Source organism: Rhodococcus sp. AG1013 (assembly GCF_003350365.1).
Classification (GTDB): Bacteria; Actinomycetota; Actinomycetes; order Mycobacteriales; family Mycobacteriaceae; genus Prescottella.
The window spans coordinates 64,504-87,227 of the sequence record NZ_QQAT01000011.1 but is presented as its reverse complement, the minus strand read 5'-3'; the positions used below and the strand labels follow the sequence as shown (position 1 = coordinate 87,227).

Here is a 22,724-nt window from a genome sequence, read left to right as displayed (position 1 = left end):
CGGGAGACCGAGTTTCGGAGGGACTTTCACACCTGCACGGGCCGGCTCGTGGGGCGCCGGACGACACCCGCGAAGCACGCCGCCACCAGTACGCAGGCCAGCGGCACCACCATCGCGACGGTGAGCGGCACCAGTTGGGTGACCCACCCGATGGTCGCGGGCCCGGCGAGGAACCCGATGTAGCCCATGCCCACGACGCGCGACATGTTCGCGCCCGCCGAGCCGGTCCCGAGATTGCCCGCGGTCGTGAAGATCTGCGGCACGCACCCGGACAGGCCCAGGCCGAACAGTGCCCACCCGAGCAGCGTCGTCGGCAGCCACGGCGAGACGATCACCAGCGCCATGCCGGCCGCCGCGATGAGCGTGCCGTACCGGACGATCGCGACGGGACCGAGCGCCGCGCTGACACGGTCGGCGGTGAAGCGGCCCAGCGTCATCGTCAGCGAGAACCCTCCGAACGCGAGCGCGGCGACGGCGGCGGTCGTGTCGAGATGCTCCTTGACCTGCAGCGTGCTCCAGTCGTTCGCGACCCCCTCCGCGAGCATCAGCACGAACGCGACCGCACCGAGTGCGACCACCCGGGTCGAGTACCGCCCCCGTGGCCGGGTCTCGTGATGCTCCGGCTGTGGATGCGCGGACGGCGGCAGCAGCCGCGTCGTGCAGACGGCGATCCCCACGAGACCGACCACTGCGGACCCGCCCAGCGCGACGAGCGGCGACCAGCCCGCGGCCAACGTCGCCGCCCCGACGAGCGAGCCGGCGACGCCGCCGATCGAGAACATGCCGTGGAACGCAGACATGATCGGCCGCCGGTACGCCTGCTCGACGTAGACGGCCTGCGAGTTCATCGCGACGTCCAGGGCGCCGTTGCCGAACCCGAACACCGTGAGCGCCAAGCCGAGCTGCCACGCGTTGCCGGCCAGACCGGGCCCGATCACGGCGATCGACAGCAGGGTGCCGCTGAGCGCCACCAGCCGTCGGCTGCCGAAGCGGTCCGACAGCGGACCCGACAGCTGCATGCCCGCGATCGCGCCCGCCGCGAGGAGTAGCAACAGCGACCCCAGCGTCGAATGGGAGATGTCGGTGCGCGCCTCGATCGCCGGGATGTGGACCACCCACATCGCGAGCAGGAAGCCGTTGATCCCGAACACCCCGAAGATCGCGGCACGCGCCGATCGCAGGTGGAGCGGCCGGTCCGTCTGCTGGGCGTTCACGTACCCCTTTGTACCGAACTCCGGTGCCGGGCGGCCGGACCGGTCACAGCTGCGCGAGCAGGGTCGGCACCGGGTCGGTGAGCGCCGCCCCGAGATCGGCGAGAAACGTCGACGCCTGTTCGCCGTCGACGAGACGGTGGTCCACCGTCAGGCTCAGTGTGGTGACCTCGCGGATCGCGAGCTGGTCCTCGTGCACCCACGGCCGACGGTTGATCGCGCCGAGGGCGAGGATCGCGGCCTCGCCGGGGTTGAGGATCGGGGTGCCCGCGTCGACGCCGTACACGCCGACGTTGGTGATCGTGATCGTCCCGCCCGACAGCTGCTCGGGTGTCGCCTTCCCGGCGCGCGCGGTGTCGGTGAGGTCGGTGAGGGCCCGGCACAGGTCGGGCAGTGTCAGTTTCTCGGCGTCCTTGATGTTGGGGACGACGAGTCCGCGTTCGGTGGCCGCCGCGATGCCGAGATTGACGTAATGCTTGGTGACGATCTCCTGGGTGTCCTCGAGCCAGGACGAGTTCATGCCGGGATGCGACCGAAGCGTCACCAGCACCGCCTTCGCGACCAGGGCCAGCGGTGTGAGGTGCAGTCCGGTGAACCGGTCCGACGACCGGAGCTGCTCGAGCAGTCGCACCGTCTCGGTGACATCGGCGGTGAGGAACTCGGTGATCTGTGGGGCGGTGGACGCGCTGCGCACCATGGCCGACGCCGTCTCCCGCCGCACCCCGCGGATCGGGGTCCGGGTCTCCCGCGGGTCCGCCCCGTCGGTCCCGTCGGTCCCGGCCGGGACCGGCCGCGCCTGGTGCCGGCGCACCGCGTCGGGGCGGGTGGCCGAATCCCGGTGTACCGGACCGGCACGACGGTGCCGGCGGCTCGGGGCGGGGGCGGACGGCCCGTAGCCGACCAGCACCGAATCGGCCCGGGACGTCTCCGCGGTCGGCTTCGGGGGCGTCGCGGAGTCGGTCTCCACCCGGATCAGGGACGCGCCCACCGGCACGGTGTCGCCGGGCCGGGCGAGCAGTTCGCGTACGACACCGGCGAACGGCGACGGCAACTCCACCAGCGCCTTCGCGGTCTCGACCTCCCCGATCGCCTGGTTGAGCTCGACGGTGTCGCCGACGGCCACCGCCCACGACACCAGCTCGGCCTCGGTCAGACCCTCCCCGAGGTCGGGCAGCCGGAACTCCTCGATCCGCGTCATGATGCGAGTGCCTCGCTGCTCATGCCGCGAGCACCTCGTCGACAGCGCCGAGGATGCGGTCGGCGTCGGGGACGTGATGCTTCTCGAGCTTGGCCGGCGGGTACGGGATGTCGAAGCCTCCGACCCGCAGCACGGGCGCCTCGAGCTGGTAGAAGCACCGCTCGGAGATGCGCGCCGCGATCTCCGCGCCGAGGCCGACGAACACCGGGGCCTCGTGCGCCACGACCAGCCGACCGGTCCGCCGCACCGACGCCTCCACGGTGTCGAAGTCGATCGGGGACAGCGACCGCAGGTCGACCACCTCGAGGGACGTGCCCTCGGACTCGGCGATGTCCGCGGCCTGCAACGCCGTCGGGACCATCGAGCCGTAGGCGACGAGAGTGGCGTCGGTGCCGGGCCGGACGATCCGGGCCCGGTGCAGCGGCAGATCCGGGGGAGCGTCGACGTCGACCTCGCCGCGATCCCAGTAGCGACGCTTGGGCTCGAGGAACACGACGGGGTCGTCGAGGGCGATCGCCTGCCGGATCATCGCGAACGCGTCCGCCGGGGTGCTGGGGCTGACCACGCGCAGCCCGGCGGTGTGCGCGAAGTACGCCTCCGGGGACTCCGAGTGATGCTCGACCGCGCCGATGCCGCCGCCGTACGGGATGCGAATCGTCAACGGCGCCTTCACGTGACCGCGGGTGCGGTAGTGGATCTTGGCGACCTGCGAGACGATCTGGTCGAACGCGGGATAGACGAAGCCGTCGAACTGGATCTCGCACACGGGTCGATAGCCCCGCAACGCGAGCCCGAACGCCGTTCCCACGATTCCGGATTCGGCGAGCGGGGTGTCCATGACGCGGGCCGGTCCGAAGTCCTTCTGCAGTGCGTCGGTGATCCGGAAGACGCCGCCGAGCTTGCCGATGTCCTCGCCCATCAGCACCACCTTCGGATCGTCCTCGAGCGCCCTGCGCAGTCCCGCGTTCAGCGCGGCGCCGAGGGCCATCGTGGTCGTGGGTGTCGTGGTGGTCATGACAGGGCCTCCTCACCGGCGGTCAGCGTGTCGAGGTACGCCCGGTACTCGGCGCGTTCCTCGTCGAGCAGGGGATGGTCGGTGGCGTACACGTGCTCGAACAACTCGTCGACATCCGGGTCGAGCGCCTCGAGTGCCCCGGCCCGCAGCCGGGCGGCGACCTCGTCGGCACGGGCCTGCACCCGGTCCGCGAGGGCGTCGTCGAACAGCCCCTCGCGTTCGAGGAGACGGCGCATCCGGTCGATCGGATCGCGCGCCTTCCACACCTCCGATTCCGCCGCGGTCCGATACCGGGTGGGGTCGTCGGAGGTGGTGTGCGGGCCCATCCGGTAGGTGATGGCCTCGACGAATGACGGCCCGCCGCCCTCGCGCGCGTGTCGCGCGGCCTGGCGGGTCACCGCGAGAACGGCGAGCACGTCGTTGCCGTCGACCTGGACCGCCGGCATTCCGTAGCCCGCGGCCCGCGCCGCGATCGGCGCCGGACTCTGCAGATGCACGGGTTCACTGATGGCCCACTGGTTGTTCTGGCAGAAGAACACCACCGGCGCCCCCAGGCTCGTCGCGAAGCCCAGCGCCTCGGCGAGGTCGCCCTGGCTGGTGGCGCCGTCACCGAAGTAGACGACGGTCGCGATCTCCGCGCCGTCCAGGTGCGCGCCGAGGGCGTACCCGGTGGCGTGCAGGCCCTGCGACCCCACCACGATCGCGGGGTTCGTCATGTTCACCGACGCCGGATCCCAGCCCGAGAACGCGCACCCGCGCCACAGCCGGGTCATCACCGCCGGATCCACGCCGCGGCAGTACGCGACGGCGTGCTCGCGGTAGCTGGTGAAGATGTAGTCGTCCGGCTCGAGCGCCCGCACGGACCCGATCTGCGCGGCCTCCTGCCCCAGGAGCGGCGCCCAGATCCCGAGCTGGCCCTGCCGCTGCAGCGCGGTGGCCTCGGTGTCGATGCGCCGGACGACGACGAGGTCCTCGTACAGATCGCGCAGCCGGTCGGGACCGATGTCGGCGACCAGCGCTGCGTAGTCGGGGCGGTGCACGCGTCGTCCGTCGGGTTGGACCAGCTGCACCGGGAAGGCGATCTTGTCGGCCATCGTGGGTCACCTCGCTGCCGGGATCCGGGGCCGCCTCGTGAGCGGACGCCGAATGCAAGTGCTCTACCTCACAGCATCCACCGTCCCGCGATCTGCGCAAGCGAAGTTGCAACGATTCAGCACAATGCACAACTCGGGGGGTGCTGCGGCGGGCACACTGCGAAATATGACCACTCTGGATGGCACCGATGCCCGACTGCTGCTCGAGCTGTCGCACAATCCCCGCGCGACGGGCGTGGAACTCGCACAGCGGCTCGGGCTCTCCCGCAACACCGTCCAGGCGCGGCTGGCGCGGTGGGAGGGATCCGGTGCCATCGGCGGATTCGACCGGCTGGTGGATCCGCGGGCGCTGGGCTATCCGCTCGCGGCCTTCGTCTCCACCCGGGTGGACCAGCACCAGCTCGACGCCGTGGTCGACGCGCTCGCCGACATCCCCGAGGTGGTCGAGGTGTACGGCATGACCGGCCTGACCGATCTGTCGGTGAAGGTGGTCGCGACCGACGCCGACGACCTCTACCGGCTCGCGGGGCAGATCCTGAAGATCCCGGGTGTCGAGCGCACCAACATGGCGCTCGTGATGCGGGAGTTGGTGGGGCCGCGGACCGCCCCGCTGCTCGAGCGCACCGCCGAAGGCCGCGCGCCGTAATGCCCGCATCGGAGCTTTCGGGCGGCTAGCATCGGCGGACGGATGTTGGCGGGGGTGTGTTCGACGCCGTGGAATCGGCCGTTTCGCCGACTGTTTTCAGCAGCTTGTTCGAAGTGTTCAGGTCAAACGGGAGCAACACACGAGACGCGGCAGGGGAGTGGTGTGAAGTGGGCATTGTGGGTCTCGACGAGGATGCCGTCTCGACATGGATCGCCGGCCTGGGAGTCGGCGCGATAGCGCCGCTGTCGTTCGAGCGGATCGGGATCGGGCAGTCGAATCTCACCTTCGCCGTTCGTGATTCGGGCGGCGGACGCTGGGTGCTGCGGCGTCCGCCACTGGGACAGTTACTGGCGTCCGCGCACGACGTGGTTCGTGAGCACCGCATCCTCGCCGCGCTGCAGGGCACCGACGTCCCGGTGCCGAAAATGCTTGCGTTGACGACGGATCCGGCGGTCACCGATGTCCCACTGGTGCTGATGAGCTACGTCGACGGCCTCGTGATCGACCACGAAGCCGTGGCTGAGCAGCTCAGCCCCGAGCGCCGCCGCGCCATCGGCCTGTCGCTTCCCAAGGCGCTCGCCAGCATTCACCGTGTGGACCTCGAGAGCGCCGGCCTGCTCGACCTCGCGAGCCACGCACCGTATGCGCAGCGCCAGCTCAAGCGGTGGTCCGCGCAGTGGGCCCAGTCCAAGACACACGACCTGCCCGACATCGAGAGACTCGCCGCCAGGCTCGCGCGCAACGTCCCGGAGCAGACCGAAACCACGCTGGTACACGGCGACTTCCACCTCAGCAACGTCATCACCTCGCCCGACGACGGTCGCGTCGTGGCGGTGCTCGACTGGGAGCTGTCCACACTCGGCGACCCGCTGGCCGACCTGGGCGGTCTGCTCGCCTACTGGCCCGAACGGAGCGACGGCGTCGCCGGCCCGTTCATGGCGTCGACGCTCGAGGGATTCCCGACGCGGGACGAGCTGGTCGAGGTGTACGTCCACGAGACCAAACGGGATGCGTCCGCGGTCGGGTTCTGGCACGTGCTGGCGCTGTGGAAGCTCGCGATCATCGCCGAGGGGGTGCTGCGGCGCACCACGGACGATCCCCGCAACCGTGCCGAGCGGGGCGGACCGACCGCCGAACTGATCGACGGCGTCGTCAGGCGCGCGGTCGCCACCGCGGATGCCGTGGGCCTGAACTGAGCGGAGTCAGTTGGCATCCGTGGTGAGTAGGTGTGCGGCGCTGCGGATCTCGGGTGGGATCGGGACCGGGCGGCGAGTCTCTGCGTCGACGTAGACGTGGACGAACCGACCTGTCGCCGCGAGGTCGAGCATCCCGTCGCTGTCCTCGCGGAAGATCGCGAGCGCGTACACGATGCTGCTGGTGCCGAGCCGTTCCACGGACAGACCCACGTGCAGCTGGTCGGGGAACGACAGCTCGCGGACGAACCGGCACGACGTCTCGGCGACGATCCCGATGGCCGGCAGCTCGCGGATGTCGAGGCCCGTGCTCGCCATCAGCCATCCGTTGACCGCGGTGTCGAAGTACGAGTAGTAGGTGACGTTGTTGACGTGCCCGTAGTGGTCGTTGTCCGCCCAGCGGGTGGGTACCGGCCACAGTGCGGGATAGGCCTCGGCGCGAGGCTCGGGCTCGTCGGGGGCTGTCATGAGTTCAGACGATAGCGCGGAATTCACGCGGGCAGCTCGTCGTCCGGACGGAGCAGCCGCGGCACGACGAACCACAGCCCCACGAACACCACCGCCGTGGCCGCACCGATCAGTTTCGCGAACCATCCGCCGACGGCCACCTCCGCAACGATCAGGACCGTCCCCGTCATGGTGGCCGCGAGGAAGGCCGAGCCGGCGAGCGCGCACCGGTTGGCGTAGCGCAGGATCTCCTCGCGCCGCCGGTGCCGGAACAGGATCCGGTGCCACACCGCCGGCGCGATCAGCAGCGTCGACGACGCCGCGGCGCACAGCACCGTCACCAGGTGCAGTCCCCGGACGTACGCCGACTGCTCCGCGTAGACGTCGGTGAACACGATCGCGAGCAGGAACGCGAAGAGGATCTGCACTCCCGCCTGCGCCACCCGCAGTTCCTGCAGGAGCTCGCTGAAGTTGCGCGCCAGGCGTGCGCTCGGCGTCTCTCCCGGTTCGGCGGGCGGCAGTTCGGCCATCTAGGACCTCGAATACTCCGACGCCCGCCGGATCTGCTCGTCGGTGGGGCGGACTCCGGTGTAGAGCACGAACTGCTCGGCCGCCTGCAGCGCGATGACGTCGGCGCCCGTGACGACGGTCTTGCCGTGCTCGGTGGCGAGCCGGACGAGGGGCGTGTCGGGCGGCAGCGCGACCACGTCGAACACGGCTTGCGCGGCGACGACGGCGGCCTCGGGGAACGGCAGCGCCTCGGATTCGGGGCCGTCGGCCATCCCGATCGGGGTGGCGTTCACCAGTAGTTGCGGGTGCGCGGCGCCGAGTTCGGGCTGCCACTCGAACCCGTAGGTTCGTGCGAGAGCGGTACCGGTGTCCGCGTTGCGGGCGACGACGGTGACGGTCCGGAAGCCGCTGTCCCGCAACGCCGCGACCACGGCCTTGGCCATGCCGCCGCTGCCGGTGACCGCGACGGTGAGTTCCGGACTCAGCTCGGCGCGGTGCAGCAGATCGGCGACCGCCTGGTAGTCGGTGTTGTAGGCGTGCAGTTCGCCGTCCTCGTTGACGATCGTGTTGACGGAGTCGATCGCCGACGCCGACGGGTGCACCACGTCGACGTGCTCGATGCATGCCTCCTTGAACGGCATCGAGACCCCGCACCCGCGGATCCCGAGGGCGCGGATCCCGGCGACCGCGGCCGGCAGATCGGTGGTGGTGAACGCCTTGTAGACGAAGTCGAGGCCCAGTTCGTCGTAGAGATAGTTATGGAAACGGGTGCCGATGTTGCTCGGCCGTCCGGACAGCGACATGCAGAGGCGGGTGTCCTTGCTGACATCTCCGGTGATCGTTCGGCTCACCCGTCCACGCTAACCGGCGGCCCGACCTCGCGCGGGGAACTCGTCACGCGCACCCGGCGGCGACATCGTCGATCGCGTCTCGGTCCGCCGCGGTGATCGGCAGTCCCCAGCGCACGGCGACCCCGAGATACTTGCCGACGTAGAAGCACCGGTACGCCGGATCCGGCGGCAGCCAGTCCGACGGTGTGCTGTCGCGTTTCGCCTGATTCTCCGGTCCGCTGACGGCCAGCAGGTTGTAGGTGACGTCGTTCGCGAAATCACGTCGCTGCTCCGGCGACCACGTGGCGGCACCCATGTCCCACGCCGCGGCGAGCGGGTACACGTGATCGATCTGCACGGCGCCCGCGTCCTGCTTGGTGAACTCGATGCGCCGGCCCGAATACGGGTCGGCGAGCACGCCCGCGATCACGACACAGTCGCGGGTGCCCTCCCGGAACGTGATGTCGGTGAGGTCGGCCGCCAGGACGTTGTTGCGGGTGTCGCAGCCGTCGTAGCCCGCGGGTCCGGAATGGTCGTCGGACCACGACGGGCCGAACACGCAGCCCTGGCCGGCCTTGCAGCCGCGCTGGTAGCCGGGCGCGTCGGGACGGGACGCCACCACCTGGGCACGGGCGAGGAGGTTGTCGATCGCGGCGCGGGTGGGGCTGCCGGGAGCGGGCGCCGACGTGCTCGGCCCGATCGCACACCCAGCCGACCAGGACACCAGCGCGACCGCCGCGGCGCACAGCACAACCCGAACCCGTCTCACCGCTGCCCCTCCCCGGACGCTGACCTGCCGCGGTCAGTGTGCCGGACCGCACCGACAGGGGACGTCAGGAATGCGGGAACTTCGCGGCGCGGATCGAACCGGCGCCGACGCCGTCGTGGCCGATCAGCCACGACCCGCCGTTCTGCCGGCACTCGGCCATGGTGCCGAAGACGCTGAGCAGGAAGTAGATGGCCTGCTCCGGCGAGCTCGTCGTGGCGAGCCGATGCGATTCGCCCTGCTTGGTGACGTCGAGCCACACCCCGGACTGGCCGTCGAGGCGCATCGCGACGATGTGGTCGGCGTCGACGAAGGCGACCTTGCGTTGCTGCCACGGTGTGGTGGGCGAATACACCTGTTCGAAGACCTGAATCATGATCGTCATGACCGCTCCCGGTTGTGCGTCTGCCCAGTATGGGCCTGGTGACGAGGCGAACTCCAGGTTTGTCGGCGGCGGCTGGTTGGATGGACCGCATGCTGCACGGGCTCTGGTCGCCGGGAGCGGGCCTCATGCTGTGGCGAGGCCCGGACTCGGAGCTGCCCGAGTTGCCCGAGGCGCTCGGCCGCGTGCTGCGCCGACGCTTCCGCCGCCACCACACCGTGCACGTGCCCGCCGCGGTCGGGGTGGAGCCGCAGCGGGTGCCGGTCCTGGCGCTGGCTCCGGCCGAGGCCGCCGACGTCCTGCTCGCGGTGCCGGACGGCGTTCCGGGGATCTCGGGCGACCTGCGGTACCTGGCGCACGTGGCCCGCGGCGTCGAACGCTGGGCGCGCGCCGGGCGCGTCGTGCCCGAGCTGTACCGGGCGGAGGGGCACTGGTGGCCGCGGTGGCGGCTGCTCGGTGGCGAGCGGCAGCGCGCGTGGCTCGCGGAGCTGGCCGCGGCGATGCCGCCGGTGCAGCGGCACGAGGGCAGCCCGCGGGAGATCCTCGACGACTTCGTCGCCGAGCTGACCGATGCGGTGGTGCGCGAGCTGCTGGGGGATCGAGACTCGGACCACCCGCTGCTGCGGGCGCTGCTGCGCGGCGAGCCGTACGACGGCGGCAACAACCGGATGGCCAGTGGTCTCGAGGCGTGGCGGGGCAGCCTCACCGTCGACGAACCGGAACTGGTGCTGCGGCTGGTGGAGCCGGAGGGGCAGGCCGAGGACACCGACGAGGCGGGCGCGGAACCCGAACTCCTCGACGACGCGCTGTGGCGCCTGCAGGTGTGCCTGCGGCCCGAGGGTGAGGCGCCCAATCCGATCCTGTTGCATCGCACGGACTCCCGCCTGCTCGAGATCGGGGTCCGCAAGCTCGCGGCCGCGGTCGCGGCGTATCCGCGGCTGCGGGACGTGCCCACCGACCCGGACAGCCTCGACCTGCTGCTGCCCACCCCGGTCGTCACCGATCTGGTGCTGCACGGGGCGCGGGAGCTGACCGCGGCCGGGATCACGCTGCTGTTGCCGCGCGCGTGGGCGGTGGTCTCGCCGTCGCTGCGGGTCAAGGTGTCCTCGCCCCCGGTGCCCGCGGCGGCCGAGGACCGTGCCGTCGGCATGGACGAGATCGTCGGTTACGACTGGGAACTCGCGCTCGGCGACGTCGTGCTCACCCCCGACGAACTGGTCCGGCTGGCGGGCACCCAGAGCGATCTGGTGCGCCTGCGCGGCAAGTGGGTGCAGGCCGATCACACCGTCCTCGCGCAGGCCGCCCGCTATGTGACGCAGCGCAACTCGGGCGAGGACGGCACCCTGGGCGGGCTGTTCGGGCAGCTCACCGAGGCGGAGCGTCCCCCGGTGCCGGTGGACGAGGTGCACGCCACCGGGTGGGTCGGCACCCTGCTCGACGGCACCCTCGAGCCGACGCCGGTGCCGCAGCCGGCGGGGCTGCACGCGATCCTGCGGCCCTATCAGCAGCGCGGCCTGGACTGGCTCGCGTTCATGAGCGAGACGGGGCTCGGCGCCGTCCTCGCCGACGACATGGGCCTGGGCAAGACGCTGCAGTTGCTGGCGCTGCTGGCCCACGAACGGTCCGAACATCCGACGCTGCTGGTGTGCCCGATGTCGGTGGTCGGGAACTGGCAGCGCGAGGCCGCCCGGTTCGTGCCCGACCTGCGGGTCCACGTGCACCACGGCGCCGGGCGCAGCCGCGGTGACGAGTTGACGTCGGCGGTGCGCGACAGCGACCTCGTCATCACCACGTACTCGCTGCTGGCCCGCGACGTCGAGGCGCTGGGGGAGCAGGCGTGGCGGCGGGTGGTGCTCGACGAGGCGCAGCACATCAAGAACTCGGCCACCGCGCAGGCGCGGGCCGCGCGCGCCATCCCCGCGCAGCACCGGATCGCGCTCACCGGCACCCCGGTGGAGAACCGTCTCGACGAGCTGCGCTCGATCCTCGACTTCGTCAACCGCGGCATGCTCGGCAGCGCACAGGCCTTCCGGGCCCGGTTCTCCGTGCCGATCGAACGCGAGCAGGACGAGGCGGCGGTGTCCCGCCTGCGGGCGGTGACCTCGCCGTTCATCCTGCGGCGCGTGAAGACCGATCCGACGGTGATCTCGGACCTGCCCGACAAGTTCGAGATGACGGTGCGGGCGAACCTCACCGTGGAGCAGGCCGCGCTGTACCGGGCGGTGGTCGACGAGATGCTGAAGCAGATCAAGGACACCGAGGGCATGCAGCGCAAGGGAGCGGTGCTCTCGGCGCTCACCCGGCTCAAGCAGGTGTGCAACCATCCGGCGCACTTCCTCGGCGACGGGTCCGGGGTGCTGCGCCGCGGCCGGCACCGGTCCGGCAAGCTCGGCCTGGTCGAGGACATCCTCGAATCGGTTACCGCCGACGGCGAACGGGCGTTGCTGTTCACGCAGTTCCGCGAGTTCGGCGACCTGGTGGTGCCGTACCTGTCCGAGCGGTTCGGGGTGGAGGTGCCGTTCCTACACGGTGGCGTCACCAAGGCGCGACGGGACCGCATGGTCGAGCAGTTCCAGGGCGACGACGGACCGCCGATCATGCTGCTCTCCCTCAAGGCCGGTGGCACCGGACTGAACCTCACCGCCGCCAATCACGTTGTCCACCTGGACCGCTGGTGGAACCCGGCGGTGGAGAACCAGGCGACGGACCGGGCCTTCCGGATCGGGCAGCGGCGCGACGTGCAGGTCCGCAAGCTCGTGTGCGTCGGGACACTCGAGGAACGCATCGACGCGATGCTCTCCACCAAGCAGGAACTGGCCGACCTCGCGGTGGGCACGGGCGAGCGGTGGATCACCGAGATGAGCACCGACCAACTGCACGACCTGCTCACCCTCGGCGACGAGGCGGTCGGCGAATGAGAGCCTGCACGAGGTGGTGTCGATGAGTCCTCGCGACGGACGCCCGGACTTCCGCGGCTTCGGCCCGCGGCTCCGGGTGGTCGGTGGTGTCGAGGCGCAGTCCAAGCGGGGCGCGTTCGCGCGCGGGTGGTGGGGCCGCGCCCTGACCGAGGTACTCGAGCGGGCGGGCGACACCGGCCGGCTCAGTCGCGGACGCACCTATGCCCGCGGCGGCCAGGTGGTGGCCCTCCACATCGCGCCCGGACGGGTCACCGGCGAGGTGCAGGGCAGCCAGATCGCGCCGTTCACCTCGGTGCTGACGCTGCGCACCCTCGACGACGACGAGGTGGCGGCGTTCGTGGAGACGGTGCGTTCGACGCCGGGCATGCTCGCTGCGCTCGCGTCCGGCGCTGTGCCGCAGGAATTGGCGCCGATGCTGTTGCCGGGCAGCAGCGGCGAACTTGACTTCGACTGCACGTGCCCCGACCCGGGCTGGCCGTGCAAGCACGTCGCGGCCGTCGCCTACCTGCTGGCCGAGCGGGTGGACCACGATCCCCTCACGATGCTCGCCCTCCGCGGCCTGGACCTCGACACCCTGATCCGCAGCGTCGGGGGCGAGGACGAGCAGCCGCCGGCCGGGACCGACGACTACTTCGGCGACGGCGCGCACCTGCCCGAGCTGCCCGCCGTCGAATACTGCGCGGCAACGGACGACCTGGACCCCGCGCTGCTCCGCAAGGTGTTGCAGGCCGACACCGACGATCCCTCCGAAGTGGTGTCGGCGCTGCGTGACCTCGGCGCCTGCTACCGCGCGCTCGGCGCACGCGATCCGCGACGGCGGTAACGGGCGACCGATCCGCCCGGATACACCGGGTATGAACAGGATCAGGATTACCGCCGCCGTCGCGCTCGTGGGTGTGCTCCTGCTCGTTGGTGGTGGTGTCGCGAACGCCAGCCCTCCGGGTCCGAACCCGCTCGGAAGTCTGCCCGAACCACTGTGGCCGCTCGCCGCAGTGGTCGGCCAGATCTTCGCCGACACCTGGAACTTCTTCGCCGGTATCGCCGACCTGATCATGTTCGGCTCGTAGCTCCGCGGGGTGTCGCGGGCGCGACCTCGCCCGTCAGGCCGTGGGGACCTTGTCGAGGAACCCGAGAACCAGTCGGATCCTGCCGTTGTGGTCGCGTTCGAGGACGTCGAACCCGACCACCAGCGCCTCGCCGTCGACGGGGCCGAGTTCCCACGTGAAGCGGGCCTGATCGTGGTGTGCGTCGATGCCGCCGGCCAGTTCGAAACGCATGCCGGCGAACTGTTGCTGCACGGAGCCGATCAGCGCGCTCACCGCGGCCGGACCGTCGGCGGCGCCGATGGGATCGACGTAGCGGCCGTCGTCGGCCCACAGTTCGGCGACCATCGCATCACGCTTGCCGGTGTCCGTCTCGTTCCAGGTGGCCAGGTAGCGCTGGATCAGGGTGTCGAAGTCGTTCATCGTTCGCTCCTTCGTTTCCGGTGGGCTGCCGGTCGGCGGCCTGCGGAAACGAATCTGCCCGGCATGCGGCGTCCGGTCGATTACCTCGGAGGTAATGGGGACCGTTCCCCGGAGCTTCTACTGTGGTGCCATGACCGCGGCACAGGAGACGACCACCGAGCCGGTCGGGGAACTGCTCCGCCGGTGGCGGGGGCATCGGCGGATGACCCAGCTCGACCTGGCCAATCGCGCCGAGGTGTCGACGCGGCACGTCAGTTTCCTCGAGACCGGCCGCGCGCAGCCGACGCGGGAGATGCTGCTCCGTCTGGGCGAACAGCTCGACATTCCGTTGCGCGACCGCAACACGCTGCTGCTGGCGGCCGGCTTCGCCCCGGCGTTCCCTGAGCACGTGCTCGCCGACGTCCCCATGTCGGCGGTGGTCGACGCCGTCGCGCAGATTCTCGCGGCGCACGATCCGCTGCCGGCGGTCGTCGTCGACCGGCACTGGAACATGATCGATGCCAATTCGGCGATCGGACTGCTCACCGACGGCGCCGCCGCCTGGCTGCTCGAGCCGCCTGTCAACGTGCTGCGGTTGAGCCTGCACCCGGACGGGATGGCGCCGCGCATCACCAACCTCGGGCAGTGGCGGGCGCACGTGCTGCACCGGCTCGACCACCAGATCGAGGCGACCGGCGACCGCGAGCTGCGCCGTCTGCGCGAGGAACTGGCGGCCTATCCCGGTGGGGAGAGTGCAGTGTCGCCGGGCGGGGCCTCGCTCGTCGTGCCACTGCGCCTCCGCGCGAACGGCCACGATCTCGCGTTCCTCAGCACGACAACGGTATTCGGCACCCCGATGGACGTGACGGTGTCGGAGTTGGCGATCGAATCGTTCTTCCCGGCCGACGCCGCGACAACCCGGTTCCTCGGGGCGAACGGAGCCAGGTGAGGGCGCGGCGACCGATGGCAGTGCTCGCGGCCGCGACCGTGTGCGGCGCGGTCCTGTCCGGATGCGGCGGCGCGACCGGGACGGCCACCTCGCGGTCGGTCGGGTGGGGTCCGTGCGGCGACCTGACCGACTACGTGACGGATCTGGGCATCGACCCGGGCGTCGTCGAGCGTCTGCAGTGCACGAGCGTCGACGTGCCACTGGACTACGACGACCCCGACGGCAGGACAGTGGAACTCGCACTGAGCCGGATCACCGGAACCGATCCGGGCGCCCCCACGCTGTTCGTCAATCCGGGCGGTCCCGGAGTCGAGGGACGCAGCATGGCCGCGACGGTCGCATCGTCGCTCGGTGTCGGCGGCACGGTCGTCGGCATCGACCTGCGCGGGACCGGCGCCTCGACCGGCCTCGCATGTCCGGAGCCCGATGATCCCGACACCGACGACGACGCCGCACTCACCGCGTACGCCGAATCGATCGCGGAGGCCAACGCGGACTGTGTCGGCGTCGATCCCGGCCTCGTCGCGAGCATGACCACCGCGAACGCGGCCCGCGACCTGGACGCGGTGCGGCGGGCCCTCGGTCTCGACACCGTCGACTTCCTCGGTGTCTCGTGGGGCACGGTCCTCGGGGCGGAGTTGCAGTCTCGCTTCCCCGACCATCTGCGCCGCGTGGTGCTCGACAGCATGGACTACACGGGTACATCCGCTGCCGAGGCTCTGCGAGTGCTCGCGACCGCCGACCCGGATGCCCCGCCCGGGCTCGCGCCCGAGCCGAACGACATCGTGCCGGAGGGGGAGGATGCGCCCGCCCCCGATGAGCCCGACGTGCCGCCGGACACTGATCCCGGCGCCGCGGGCGACGACACTCCGCTCGATCCGTCGACCGAGGACTTCCTGGAACACGCGGTGAACCCTACGGCGGGAATCGCGTACATCTGCAACAGCCTCGGACCCGTCGGCGACACCGAGACCCAGCTGGCCGAGCATCGGGCGCTCAACGCCGACATTCGACGAGACCCGCAGCGGCGCATCGAATTCCCGGCCGACTCCGATGTGCCCGGCATCAGTCTGTGCACGGGCTGGCCACTCGACGGAGAGCCGACTTCCGTCGCGAACACCGGCACCGACCTGCTGATCATCGGGCATCGCGACGAGTTCGTGACGCCGTACCCGTGGGCACTCGACGCGCACGACGCGATGGGCGGTCGGCTCCTCACGATCGAGGACAGCGTGCACGGTTCCACGGTCGGCTCGAGTTGCGGTGGGCTGGTGACCGAGTTCCTCGCGTCCGGCCGTGTCGTGCAGGACGACTGCGCGCCGCAGTGATGGTGCCAGCGTGCAGGCTCGTCACCGGCACAGGCCTGCACCCGTTCACCTCGACGATGCGGTGGTGTGCCGGCTGAGACGGTCCGTCGCGTGCGTACTCCCCACACCTTCTCTGTCGCCAAGGCGGCCAACTTCGGGGCTCGTCGATGCCTCGACGGGATCTGCATTCCCGAGATCAGGCACCGGAACTGAACCATGACCGTCGGTGGAGGACTGGGTGCCCCAGATGTGACCGGCTTGTGTCGGAGATCACGATCAATTATTGTCGACAATCGTCAATCGATTGACGATGAAGGGATGTCGAAGTGGGGAAACTCGTGAAACTCTCGCTCAAGGACCGGCTCGTCGCGGAGCTCAGCCGGAAGATCCTCAACGGCGAGCTGGCTCCGGGTTCTCGCGTGATCGAGCAGGAACTGGCGGACGAGTACGGCGTCAGCCGATCGGTCGTCCGTGAAACTCTCGTCGTTCTCGAACTGCAGGGCTTGATCATTTCGACGCCCTATACCGGTACCGAAGTGGCCTCGATCTCTCGCAACGAGGTAGAGGGACTGCTGTTGCCCATCCGAGTCGATGTCGAGCAGTTCGCCCTGAAAGAGGGGCTGAAGCGATTCGACTCGGACGTGTTCGACGCCTTCTCGGTGGTGCTCGCGGACATGGAGCGCGCCGTCGACGGCGGCGATATCGAGGCCTTCAACATCGCCGACATCCGATTCCACGAACTGATCGTCGATTCATGCGATTCGGTGACCGCCCGCAGCATCTGGGATTCCATCCATCAACGGATTCGGATGCATTTTGCCCTGCAAACCGGTAGGACCGGGGCCCTTACCTCATTCCTCGAGGACCACCGTCGACTCGTGGACACCTTCCGTACCGGGGATCTCGACAGCAGCCTCGCTGCCCTCAAGGCCCACATTCTCGATACCAATTCCCCCCACCTGGACGTGCTGGGTGCCGAACGCGCCGAGTGAGCGCATCTCGCTTCATAGGAGAAGAAATGACCGCAGTGGATACCGCGCCGGCGGTAGCGGAAGCGTCGGCGGCTCGTCGACCGAGAGTGGATCTCGTCCTGGCAATCGGCGCCCTCGTCGTTGTCGGGTTGGTCGTCGTCGCGCTTTTGATCTGGCCGGACCAAGCGCAGAACGGCGCGAATACGGTGTTCAACGCCTCGACACGCATATTCGGTGCGCCGGTCCAGTTGATGGGCTTCGGCTGTTTCATCCTTGCCGTCGGGCTTGCTATCTCGCGTTTCGGAAAGATCAAGCTCGGCGAGGGCAAGCCTGAATACTCCACGCCCAGCTGGCTGTTCATGTTCATCTCCGCCGGCCTCGGCTCGGCGACGATGTACTGGGCTTTCATGGAGTGGGCGTACTACTACCAAACGCCAGGACTCAACATCGAACCTGAGTCTCGTGAAGCGATGGACATGGGAATCGCCTATGCGTTCTTCCACTGGGGTCCGATTGCTTGGTCGATGTACGTGGTGGCGGGCATCTCGATGGCGTACTACTTCCACGTTCGGCGGGGACGACGACTCAGTTATGCCGGCAACATCGAGGCCGTAAACGGGCGTATGCGCGCCGGCGGCGTCTGGGGTCGTGTGATCGACCTGCTGTTCCTCTTCGGTACGTTCGGTGGCCTGATCCTCACGGTCACGGTCACGGTGAATACGGTTTCGGCCGGTGTATCCGGGCTGGCCGGAGTGGAGGACTCGTTCTGGATCAAGGCCGTGATCCTGGCTGGGTCTACCTTGGTGTTCGGCTTGAGCTCGTTCATCGGTATCGACAAGGGCTTGCAGAAGCTCGCGAAGATCGCGGTCCTCGCTGCGTTCGGCTTCGCTGCAGGCGTGTACATCATCGGCCCGACCGAGTTCATCACCAACAACATCACCAACGGTCTCGGGCTCGAGATCCAGAACTTCGTCCATATGTCGTTGTTCACCGATCCCAATGGTGGGGGCTCGTTCACGCGTGACTGGACCGTCTTCTACTGGTTGTACTGGATCTCCTACCTGCCCGGTGTCGCGATCTTCATTGCGCGAGTCTCCAAGGGCCGCACCATTCGTCAGACGGTGATCGGGCTGGTAGTGGGCGGGTGCGCCGGAATCATGTTCTTCTTCGGCGTGTTGTCGAGCTACGCGATGAACGAGACCGTCAACGGCACCGTCAACGCGCCCGAGCTGCTCACCACGCGCGGTGGCGACTTCGCGGTGGCGCAGCTGCTGAACTCCCTGCCGCTGGGGCAGGTGTTCTCGGTGGTCTACTTCGTGATCATGCTGCTGTTCTTGGCGTCCCACATGGATGCCACCTCGTTCACAGTTGCGGCGGTGAGCACCCGAAACCTCCCGGTGGGCACCGATCCCGCTCGCGGCCTCCGTCTGTTCTGGGTCGTCATGCTCGCAGCGATTCCGATGGCGATGTTGGCGATCAACGCAAACCTCGGGACGCTCAAGACAGGTCTGACACTGACCGCGATTCCGTTTCTGTTCCTGCTCGGGATGCAGATCGTCGGCCTCACCCGGTGGCTTCGGCAGGACGGTCCCCGAGTCGATCCCGAATCCGGGCTCGTGCGACCGGAGGAGATTGCGGACCCAGCGGAAGACGCGTTGGAGAAAGAGAGCAGCACGCCGCGATGAAGATCATTGACGTCGAGCCGATCTGGCTCCGGGTTCCTGGGTTGACCGAGCAGTGCGAGTGGGGTGAGGACGCCTTCCTCGTCCGGGTTCACACCGATCAAGGACTGATCGGCATCGGCGAGGCCGACAGCTCTCCTGCCGTGATGTGTGCGCTCGTGGACACACCGTCGTCGCATTCCACCAGCATCGGCCTGCGCGAGATCCTGGTCGGCGAGAATCCGCTCGACATCGAGCGCCTGTGGCGAAAGATGTACGAGTACTCGTCTTACATGGGCCGCCGCGGCGCTGCCATTCACGCCATCAGCGCAATCGATATCGCCCTGTGGGACATCGCGTCGCAGTACTACGGTGAGCCGGTCCACCGGCTCCTCGGCGGCCGGGTGCGCGATCGGATCCCCGCCTACGGCACCTTCATTCCTGACGACGACCCCGATGCGAACCGGCGCATCGTCGCAGGACTCCAGGAGGAGGGCCTGAACCGTATGAAACTGGGCGGGGGATTGTTCGGACTCGATCCCGAGCATGATGCCGCGGTACTGCGGTCGGTACGTGACGAAGTGGGCGCCGATGCCGAATTGGCCGTCGACCTCGTGTACCGGTGGCGGAACTACCGGTATGCGCAGGAGCAGGAACGGCGCATGTCCGAGTTCGGTCTGTCCTGGATCGAGGAGCCGCTCGCAGCAGATGACCATTACGGGTTGAGGCGCCTCGCCGAGGCGTCGGGCACACCGATCACAGGTGGAGAGTGCCTGACCACACGAGCCGAGTTTGCCGAGTTCATCCGTGAGACAACGCCCGACATCGTCCAGCCGGACATCACCCGATGCGGTGGGATCACCGAGATGCGGCGGATCCAGGCACTGGCCGACGAGTACAGCACCCGCCTGGTCCCGCACGGATTCAGCACCGGCATTCTGCTGGCGGCCACGGTGCAATTCCTCGCGGCAACGCCTGGCGGCGACCTGGTCGAATACTCGCGCAGTACAAGCCCGTTGTCGACGAGTTTGGTGACGAACCCGCCGCCTCTTGTCGATGGACACGTTCTGGTCAGCGATCGTCCCGGCCTCGGAATCGAACTGGACGAGGACCTGCTCGAGCGGTACCGGGTCAGGATCGGCTGGGGTGGGCAATCATGACTGCATCGAACTTCGATCGAGGAATCGCCGAATCCCGCGTTGCAGAACCGGGGTTCATCGAGTCCGTCGATGTCTTCGTCCTCGCGAATCCTGACGCTCGATATCGCACATCTGCGCACTACGACGAGCTGCACATCACCAACACGATCGTTCGGATCACCGCAAGCGACGGTCGATTCGGGGTGGGAGCGGCGATTTCGTGGACGGAGGGCGGTGTCGACGTCGCACTGGGACATGCGATCGAGCATGTCGGTAGTGCGCTGATCGGGCAGGATCCGACCCAGCGCGAACGTCTGCATGTGCTGATGGCGAACCGGTGTGCCTCGATGCTTCCGGTTTCGCTGGCGCCGCTGGACATTGCATTGTGGGATCTCGAGTCGAAATCCTTGGGTGTGCCGCTGTACCGACTACTGGGCGGGTTCCGCCACGAGATTCAGGCGTACGCGAGCACGCCCTTCTTCCCCACGATCGGTGAGTACTTGGATGCGACGGCCGAGTACCTCGATGCCGGGTATCGGGCCGTCAAATTCCACACTTGGTGCTACCCGGACCGTGACCTGGAATTGGTCGACGCGATTGCCGAGCGCTACGGGCATCTGGATGTCGCATGGATGCTCGACGTCGAGGGCCGGTACAGCCGTCGCGATGCGCTCCGGGTCGGCCGGCGGCTCGAGGAGTTGGATTACACGTGGTTCGAGGCGCCCTTACCCGACGCCGACCTCGACGGATATCGATGGTTGCGGAGCAAGCTTGGAATCGAGATTCTGCCTGCAGGCAATGAGATTCTGACGCCCGAGCTCATCAGATCCGGTATCGAGGCGGGTTGTTGGGATCACGCGCGCGTCGATGCCACGCTGGCCGGCGGCATTACCGGTGCGCGCCGCGTGATGGAACTTGCCCGTGCGAGTTCGATGAATGTCGAGCTTCAATCCTGGGGATACACGCTCTCCCAGGCGGCAAACCTCCACCTCATGCTTGCCTATCCGAATTGCCGCTACTTCGAACAGGCTATGCCCATCGAGCCGATGGAGTTCGCGGCCCTCGACCACATCAGAGTCGACGACACCGGACATGTGCGAGCACCCAACAAACCGGGCCTGGGAGTCGACTTGGACTGGGATCTGGTCGAGGCAACGTGCTTACGGCGCATCACGATCGGATAGAACGGCCTGCCTTGGACGCGGAGAGTCTATGGGCGAAGTGAGTTTCGGGACCGCCGACGACGTTTCGTTCAGCGGCGCACTGCGCGTTCCGACGAAGTCTCGAACTGATGCGAGGACTCGTCGGAGGGCCGCCGACTAGCTCCCGAACGGCACCGGGCCCAGGCCCTTCGCCGGGGTGGTGCCGCAGCGGTCCATGACCTCGAACAGTTTCGTGTGCATGGTCATCGCCTGTGCCGGTGCGAACCACGTGATGTTCAACGGATCGGCGCGGTTGTGCAGTTCGAGCGGGTCGGTGTCGAGGTCGTACATCTCGAACTGCGGTGGCACCACACCGGCGGGGTCGAAGTAGGCCGAGTACTTCCAGCGTCGGTCCCGGATGGTGCGCATGTGGTTGGGCTGGGCGACGATGTTCTGTCCGTCGGGGGTGGCGCAGTTCTGGTCGTCGTAGGTGAAGTGGACGACCTCCTGCACCTCGGCGCTCGGTGACTGCGGGTGGGCGGCCGCGTCGGTCACGACCGGCATCAGATCGACGCCCTTGAAGTCCCACGCGGACCGGTCGGGGACGTCGGCGAGGGTGGCGAGCGTGGGCATCACGTCGATCAGTGTGGCGAGGGCGCCGGTCCGCACCGGTTGCGGGAACATCACCGGGTTGCTGATGACCATCGGCACGCGGAGGGTCTCCTCGTAGGCGTTGAACACCTTCTGCCGCAGCCCGCCGTGCGAGAGTCCCATCTCGCCGTGGTCCGACATCCGGATCACCACCGTCGAATCCCTTCTGCCGGGCTGGGATTCGAGCGCGTCGAGCACGGCACCGATGTGTTCGTCGACCACCTTGTGCATGTAGGCGTAGAAGTTGGCGTAGTTGTGGGCGGCGTCGGGGCCGACCAGCGGTCCGAGTCCGGCGGCCAGCAGCAACTCGGATTGCACCTGCGCGGTGGGTTTGAAGTTCGCGGCGAGCTTCTCGTCGTAGGTCGGCGGCAGTTCGATGCCCTGCTGGAAGATGCCGGGGGCGTCGGAACCGTAGTTGTCGCAGGTTCCGTTGATCGCGTCCCACGTCTGCGGATAGGCCAGCACGTCGTGCGGGTTGACGAACGAGACGATGAGCGCGAACGGGGTGTCGTCGCCGGCGGCGAGGCCGTGCAGGAAGTCCACGGCCTCGGTCGCGTAGCGGCTGTCGAGATCGGCGCACCCGCCACCGAAGTGGTCGGGGTTGGTGTCCTGGCCGCCCTCGGGCGGAATCCAGCCCTGGAATCCGTAGGCGGCGAGATCGGCGCCGGACGGGTCGCCGCCGTCGGAGCCCTTGCTCATGTGCCACTTGCCGCGGTAGTGCACGTTGTAGCCGGCCGATTCCAGCAGCTCGGCCATGTTCTGGATGTCCAGTGGCAGGGTCGGCTCGGTGGGGGAGACCGTCCCGCCCTCGGTGAGTGTCGCGGTGACGCCGTGCTGCGCCGGGTAGAGGCCGGTGAAGAACGTACTGCGACTCGGCGAGCACATCGCCGCGTTGCAGAACGAGTTGTCGAACGACAATCCGGTGTCGGCCAGCCGTTTACGGTGGGGCAGGATCTGCTCCGCCCATCCCTCGGGCCAGAACATCGGTCGGCGTTCCTGGTCGGTGATCACGACGACGATGTTGGGTCGACGCGGCACGCTGCCGGGCTGTTGGGCGACGGCCGGTTGCGGGGATGCGCCCGCACGCGTGGTCGCGCCCGCCATGCCGGCCAGCAGTAGCGCGCCGGCACCGCCCATGAGCGAGCGACGGCTCAGCGGGTGATCGATCGCGTCGAGTAGCGGTGTGCTCGGGGAGTCCATCGGGTGATCTCCATCCTGCAGACAACGGCGTGAGGCAGGCGTACGGATC

Annotated in this window: 22 protein-coding genes; 11 read left to right on the top strand and 11 right to left on the bottom strand. The window is 68.6% G+C overall.

Annotated features, from left to right (window positions below):
* Positions 1-26: 26 nt before the first annotated feature.
* The 4 genes from DEU38_RS15180 to pdhA form a co-directional block, all read right to left on the bottom strand.
* Positions 27-1,121: an MFS transporter gene (locus DEU38_RS15180; protein ID WP_397484719.1), complete on the bottom strand. Its 1,095-nt coding sequence runs from the start codon at positions 1,119-1,121 to the stop codon at positions 27-29.
* 136 nt (positions 1,122-1,257) lie between these two features.
* Entirely contained in the window at positions 1,258-2,409 is a 1,152-nt protein-coding gene (locus DEU38_RS15175) for a dihydrolipoamide acetyltransferase family protein (protein WP_114722240.1), read from the bottom strand.
* Between the two features lie 19 nt (positions 2,410-2,428).
* Positions 2,429-3,424, bottom strand: coding sequence for an alpha-ketoacid dehydrogenase subunit beta (locus DEU38_RS15170; RefSeq protein WP_114722239.1), 996 nt, complete (start codon positions 3,422-3,424; stop codon positions 2,429-2,431).
* Positions 3,421-4,518, bottom strand: a complete 1,098-nt coding sequence (gene pdhA / locus DEU38_RS15165) for a pyruvate dehydrogenase (acetyl-transferring) E1 component subunit alpha (RefSeq protein ID WP_114722238.1) — start codon at positions 4,516-4,518, stop codon at positions 3,421-3,423. Before pdhA ends, DEU38_RS15170 begins: the two co-directional genes overlap by 4 nt.
* 166 nt (positions 4,519-4,684) lie before the next feature.
* Here pdhA and DEU38_RS15160 point away from each other — a divergent pair, with 166 nt between their 5' ends.
* Both DEU38_RS15160 and DEU38_RS15155 read left to right on the top strand, forming a co-directional pair.
* Positions 4,685-5,164 carry an Lrp/AsnC family transcriptional regulator gene (locus tag DEU38_RS15160; protein ID WP_114722237.1) on the top strand — a complete coding sequence of 160 codons (480 nt, stop codon included), beginning with the start codon at positions 4,685-4,687 and terminating at the stop codon, positions 5,162-5,164.
* 167 nt (positions 5,165-5,331) lie between these two features.
* Complete coding sequence (locus tag DEU38_RS15155; protein WP_114722236.1) at positions 5,332-6,360, top strand: phosphotransferase family protein; 1,029 nt, start codon at positions 5,332-5,334, stop codon at positions 6,358-6,360.
* A gap of 6 nt (positions 6,361-6,366) precedes the next feature.
* On the opposite strand, the gene DEU38_RS15150 is transcribed toward DEU38_RS15155, so the two are convergent.
* The 5 genes from DEU38_RS15150 to DEU38_RS15130 all read right to left on the bottom strand — a co-directional run bounded on the left by DEU38_RS15150 (position 6,367) and on the right by DEU38_RS15130 (position 9,295).
* On the bottom strand, positions 6,367-6,825 hold the full coding sequence (locus DEU38_RS15150) for a thioesterase family protein (protein WP_114722235.1): 459 nt from the start codon (positions 6,823-6,825) through the stop codon (positions 6,367-6,369).
* Between the two features lie 23 nt (positions 6,826-6,848).
* Positions 6,849-7,334, bottom strand: a complete 486-nt coding sequence (locus tag DEU38_RS15145; RefSeq protein ID WP_114722234.1) for a DUF6328 family protein — start codon at positions 7,332-7,334, stop codon at positions 6,849-6,851.
* Positions 7,335-8,165 (bottom strand): shikimate 5-dehydrogenase, encoded by an 831-nt coding sequence (locus tag DEU38_RS15140; RefSeq protein WP_114722233.1) that lies wholly within the window; start codon positions 8,163-8,165, stop codon positions 7,335-7,337.
* A 43-nt stretch (positions 8,166-8,208) separates the two neighbouring features.
* Positions 8,209-8,913, bottom strand: a complete 705-nt coding sequence (locus tag DEU38_RS15135) for an HNH endonuclease family protein (protein WP_114722232.1) — start codon at positions 8,911-8,913, stop codon at positions 8,209-8,211.
* A 64-nt stretch (positions 8,914-8,977) separates the two neighbouring features.
* Positions 8,978-9,295: a hypothetical protein gene (locus DEU38_RS15130; RefSeq protein WP_114722231.1), complete on the bottom strand. Its 318-nt coding sequence runs from the start codon at positions 9,293-9,295 to the stop codon at positions 8,978-8,980.
* Positions 9,296-9,384: 89 nt separating this feature from the next.
* Here DEU38_RS15130 and DEU38_RS15125 point away from each other — a divergent pair, with 89 nt between their 5' ends.
* The 3 genes from DEU38_RS15125 to DEU38_RS15115 are packed head-to-tail and all read left to right on the top strand — an operon-like array spanning position 9,385 to position 13,277.
* The gene (locus tag DEU38_RS15125; RefSeq protein WP_181818794.1) at positions 9,385-12,210 is read left to right on the top strand and encodes a DEAD/DEAH box helicase; all 2,826 of its coding nucleotides are present in this window, start codon (positions 9,385-9,387) and stop codon (positions 12,208-12,210) included.
* Positions 12,211-12,232: 22 nt separating this feature from the next.
* Positions 12,233-13,033 (top strand): SWIM zinc finger family protein, encoded by an 801-nt coding sequence (locus DEU38_RS15120; protein ID WP_114722314.1) that lies wholly within the window; start codon positions 12,233-12,235, stop codon positions 13,031-13,033.
* A gap of 31 nt (positions 13,034-13,064) precedes the next feature.
* On the top strand, positions 13,065-13,277 hold the full coding sequence (locus DEU38_RS15115) for a hypothetical protein (protein WP_114722229.1): 213 nt from the start codon (positions 13,065-13,067) through the stop codon (positions 13,275-13,277).
* Positions 13,278-13,310: 33 nt separating this feature from the next.
* Here the strand turns inward: DEU38_RS15115 and DEU38_RS15110 are convergent, their stop codons facing one another.
* Positions 13,311-13,676 (bottom strand): nuclear transport factor 2 family protein, encoded by a 366-nt coding sequence (locus tag DEU38_RS15110; protein ID WP_114722228.1) that lies wholly within the window; start codon positions 13,674-13,676, stop codon positions 13,311-13,313.
* A 130-nt stretch (positions 13,677-13,806) separates the two neighbouring features.
* Here DEU38_RS15110 and DEU38_RS15105 point away from each other — a divergent pair, with 130 nt between their 5' ends.
* From DEU38_RS15105 to DEU38_RS15080, 6 genes are all read left to right on the top strand, one after another.
* Positions 13,807-14,604, top strand: coding sequence for a helix-turn-helix domain-containing protein (locus DEU38_RS15105; protein WP_114722313.1), 798 nt, complete (start codon positions 13,807-13,809; stop codon positions 14,602-14,604).
* Between the two features lie 14 nt (positions 14,605-14,618).
* Entirely contained in the window at positions 14,619-15,932 is a 1,314-nt protein-coding gene (locus tag DEU38_RS15100; protein WP_114722227.1) for an alpha/beta fold hydrolase, read from the top strand.
* 305 nt (positions 15,933-16,237) lie between these two features.
* Positions 16,238-16,903, top strand: coding sequence for a GntR family transcriptional regulator (locus DEU38_RS15095; RefSeq protein ID WP_114722226.1), 666 nt, complete (start codon positions 16,238-16,240; stop codon positions 16,901-16,903).
* Positions 16,904-16,929: 26 nt separating this feature from the next.
* The gene (locus DEU38_RS15090; RefSeq protein WP_114722225.1) at positions 16,930-18,567 is read left to right on the top strand and encodes a BCCT family transporter; all 1,638 of its coding nucleotides are present in this window, start codon (positions 16,930-16,932) and stop codon (positions 18,565-18,567) included.
* Positions 18,564-19,703 carry a mandelate racemase/muconate lactonizing enzyme family protein gene (locus DEU38_RS15085; protein ID WP_114722224.1) on the top strand — a complete coding sequence of 380 codons (1,140 nt, stop codon included), beginning with the start codon at positions 18,564-18,566 and terminating at the stop codon, positions 19,701-19,703. The genes DEU38_RS15090 and DEU38_RS15085 overlap by 4 nt, the downstream gene beginning before the upstream one ends.
* Positions 19,700-20,866: a mandelate racemase/muconate lactonizing enzyme family protein gene (locus DEU38_RS15080; protein WP_114722223.1), complete on the top strand. Its 1,167-nt coding sequence runs from the start codon at positions 19,700-19,702 to the stop codon at positions 20,864-20,866. The genes DEU38_RS15085 and DEU38_RS15080 overlap by 4 nt, the downstream gene beginning before the upstream one ends.
* A 135-nt stretch (positions 20,867-21,001) precedes the next feature.
* Here the strand turns inward: DEU38_RS15080 and DEU38_RS15075 are convergent, their stop codons facing one another.
* Complete coding sequence (locus DEU38_RS15075) at positions 21,002-22,675, bottom strand: sulfatase-like hydrolase/transferase (RefSeq protein ID WP_114722222.1); 1,674 nt, start codon at positions 22,673-22,675, stop codon at positions 21,002-21,004.
* Between the last annotated feature and the right edge of the window lie 49 nt (positions 22,676-22,724).

Coding starts and splice junctions, on each gene's coding strand:
- DEU38_RS15105 (WP_114722313.1), top strand. CDS start 13,807: ATGACCGCGGCACAGGAGACGACCACCGAGCCGGTCGGGGAACTGCTC.
- DEU38_RS15145 (WP_114722234.1), bottom strand. CDS start 7,334: ATGGCCGAACTGCCGCCCGCCGAACCGGGAGAGACGCCGAGCGCACGC.
- DEU38_RS15170 (WP_114722239.1), bottom strand. CDS start 3,424: ATGACCACCACGACACCCACGACCACGATGGCCCTCGGCGCCGCGCTG.
- pdhA (WP_114722238.1), bottom strand. CDS start 4,518: ATGGCCGACAAGATCGCCTTCCCGGTGCAGCTGGTCCAACCCGACGGA.
- DEU38_RS15075 (WP_114722222.1), bottom strand. CDS start 22,675: ATGGACTCCCCGAGCACACCGCTACTCGACGCGATCGATCACCCGCTG.
- DEU38_RS15125 (WP_181818794.1), top strand. CDS start 9,385: ATGCTGCACGGGCTCTGGTCGCCGGGAGCGGGCCTCATGCTGTGGCGA.
- DEU38_RS15100 (WP_114722227.1), top strand. CDS start 14,619: ATGGCAGTGCTCGCGGCCGCGACCGTGTGCGGCGCGGTCCTGTCCGGA.
- DEU38_RS15080 (WP_114722223.1), top strand. CDS start 19,700: ATGACTGCATCGAACTTCGATCGAGGAATCGCCGAATCCCGCGTTGCA.
- DEU38_RS15115 (WP_114722229.1), top strand. CDS start 13,065: ATGAACAGGATCAGGATTACCGCCGCCGTCGCGCTCGTGGGTGTGCTC.
- DEU38_RS15150 (WP_114722235.1), bottom strand. CDS start 6,825: ATGACAGCCCCCGACGAGCCCGAGCCTCGCGCCGAGGCCTATCCCGCA.
- DEU38_RS15130 (WP_114722231.1), bottom strand. CDS start 9,295: ATGACGATCATGATTCAGGTCTTCGAACAGGTGTATTCGCCCACCACA.
- DEU38_RS15085 (WP_114722224.1), top strand. CDS start 18,564: ATGAAGATCATTGACGTCGAGCCGATCTGGCTCCGGGTTCCTGGGTTG.
- DEU38_RS15160 (WP_114722237.1), top strand. CDS start 4,685: ATGACCACTCTGGATGGCACCGATGCCCGACTGCTGCTCGAGCTGTCG.
- DEU38_RS15090 (WP_114722225.1), top strand. CDS start 16,930: ATGACCGCAGTGGATACCGCGCCGGCGGTAGCGGAAGCGTCGGCGGCT.
- DEU38_RS15120 (WP_114722314.1), top strand. CDS start 12,233: ATGAGTCCTCGCGACGGACGCCCGGACTTCCGCGGCTTCGGCCCGCGG.
- DEU38_RS15110 (WP_114722228.1), bottom strand. CDS start 13,676: ATGAACGACTTCGACACCCTGATCCAGCGCTACCTGGCCACCTGGAAC.
- DEU38_RS15175 (WP_114722240.1), bottom strand. CDS start 2,409: ATGACGCGGATCGAGGAGTTCCGGCTGCCCGACCTCGGGGAGGGTCTG.
- DEU38_RS15180 (WP_397484719.1), bottom strand. CDS start 1,121: ATGTGGGTGGTCCACATCCCGGCGATCGAGGCGCGCACCGACATCTCC.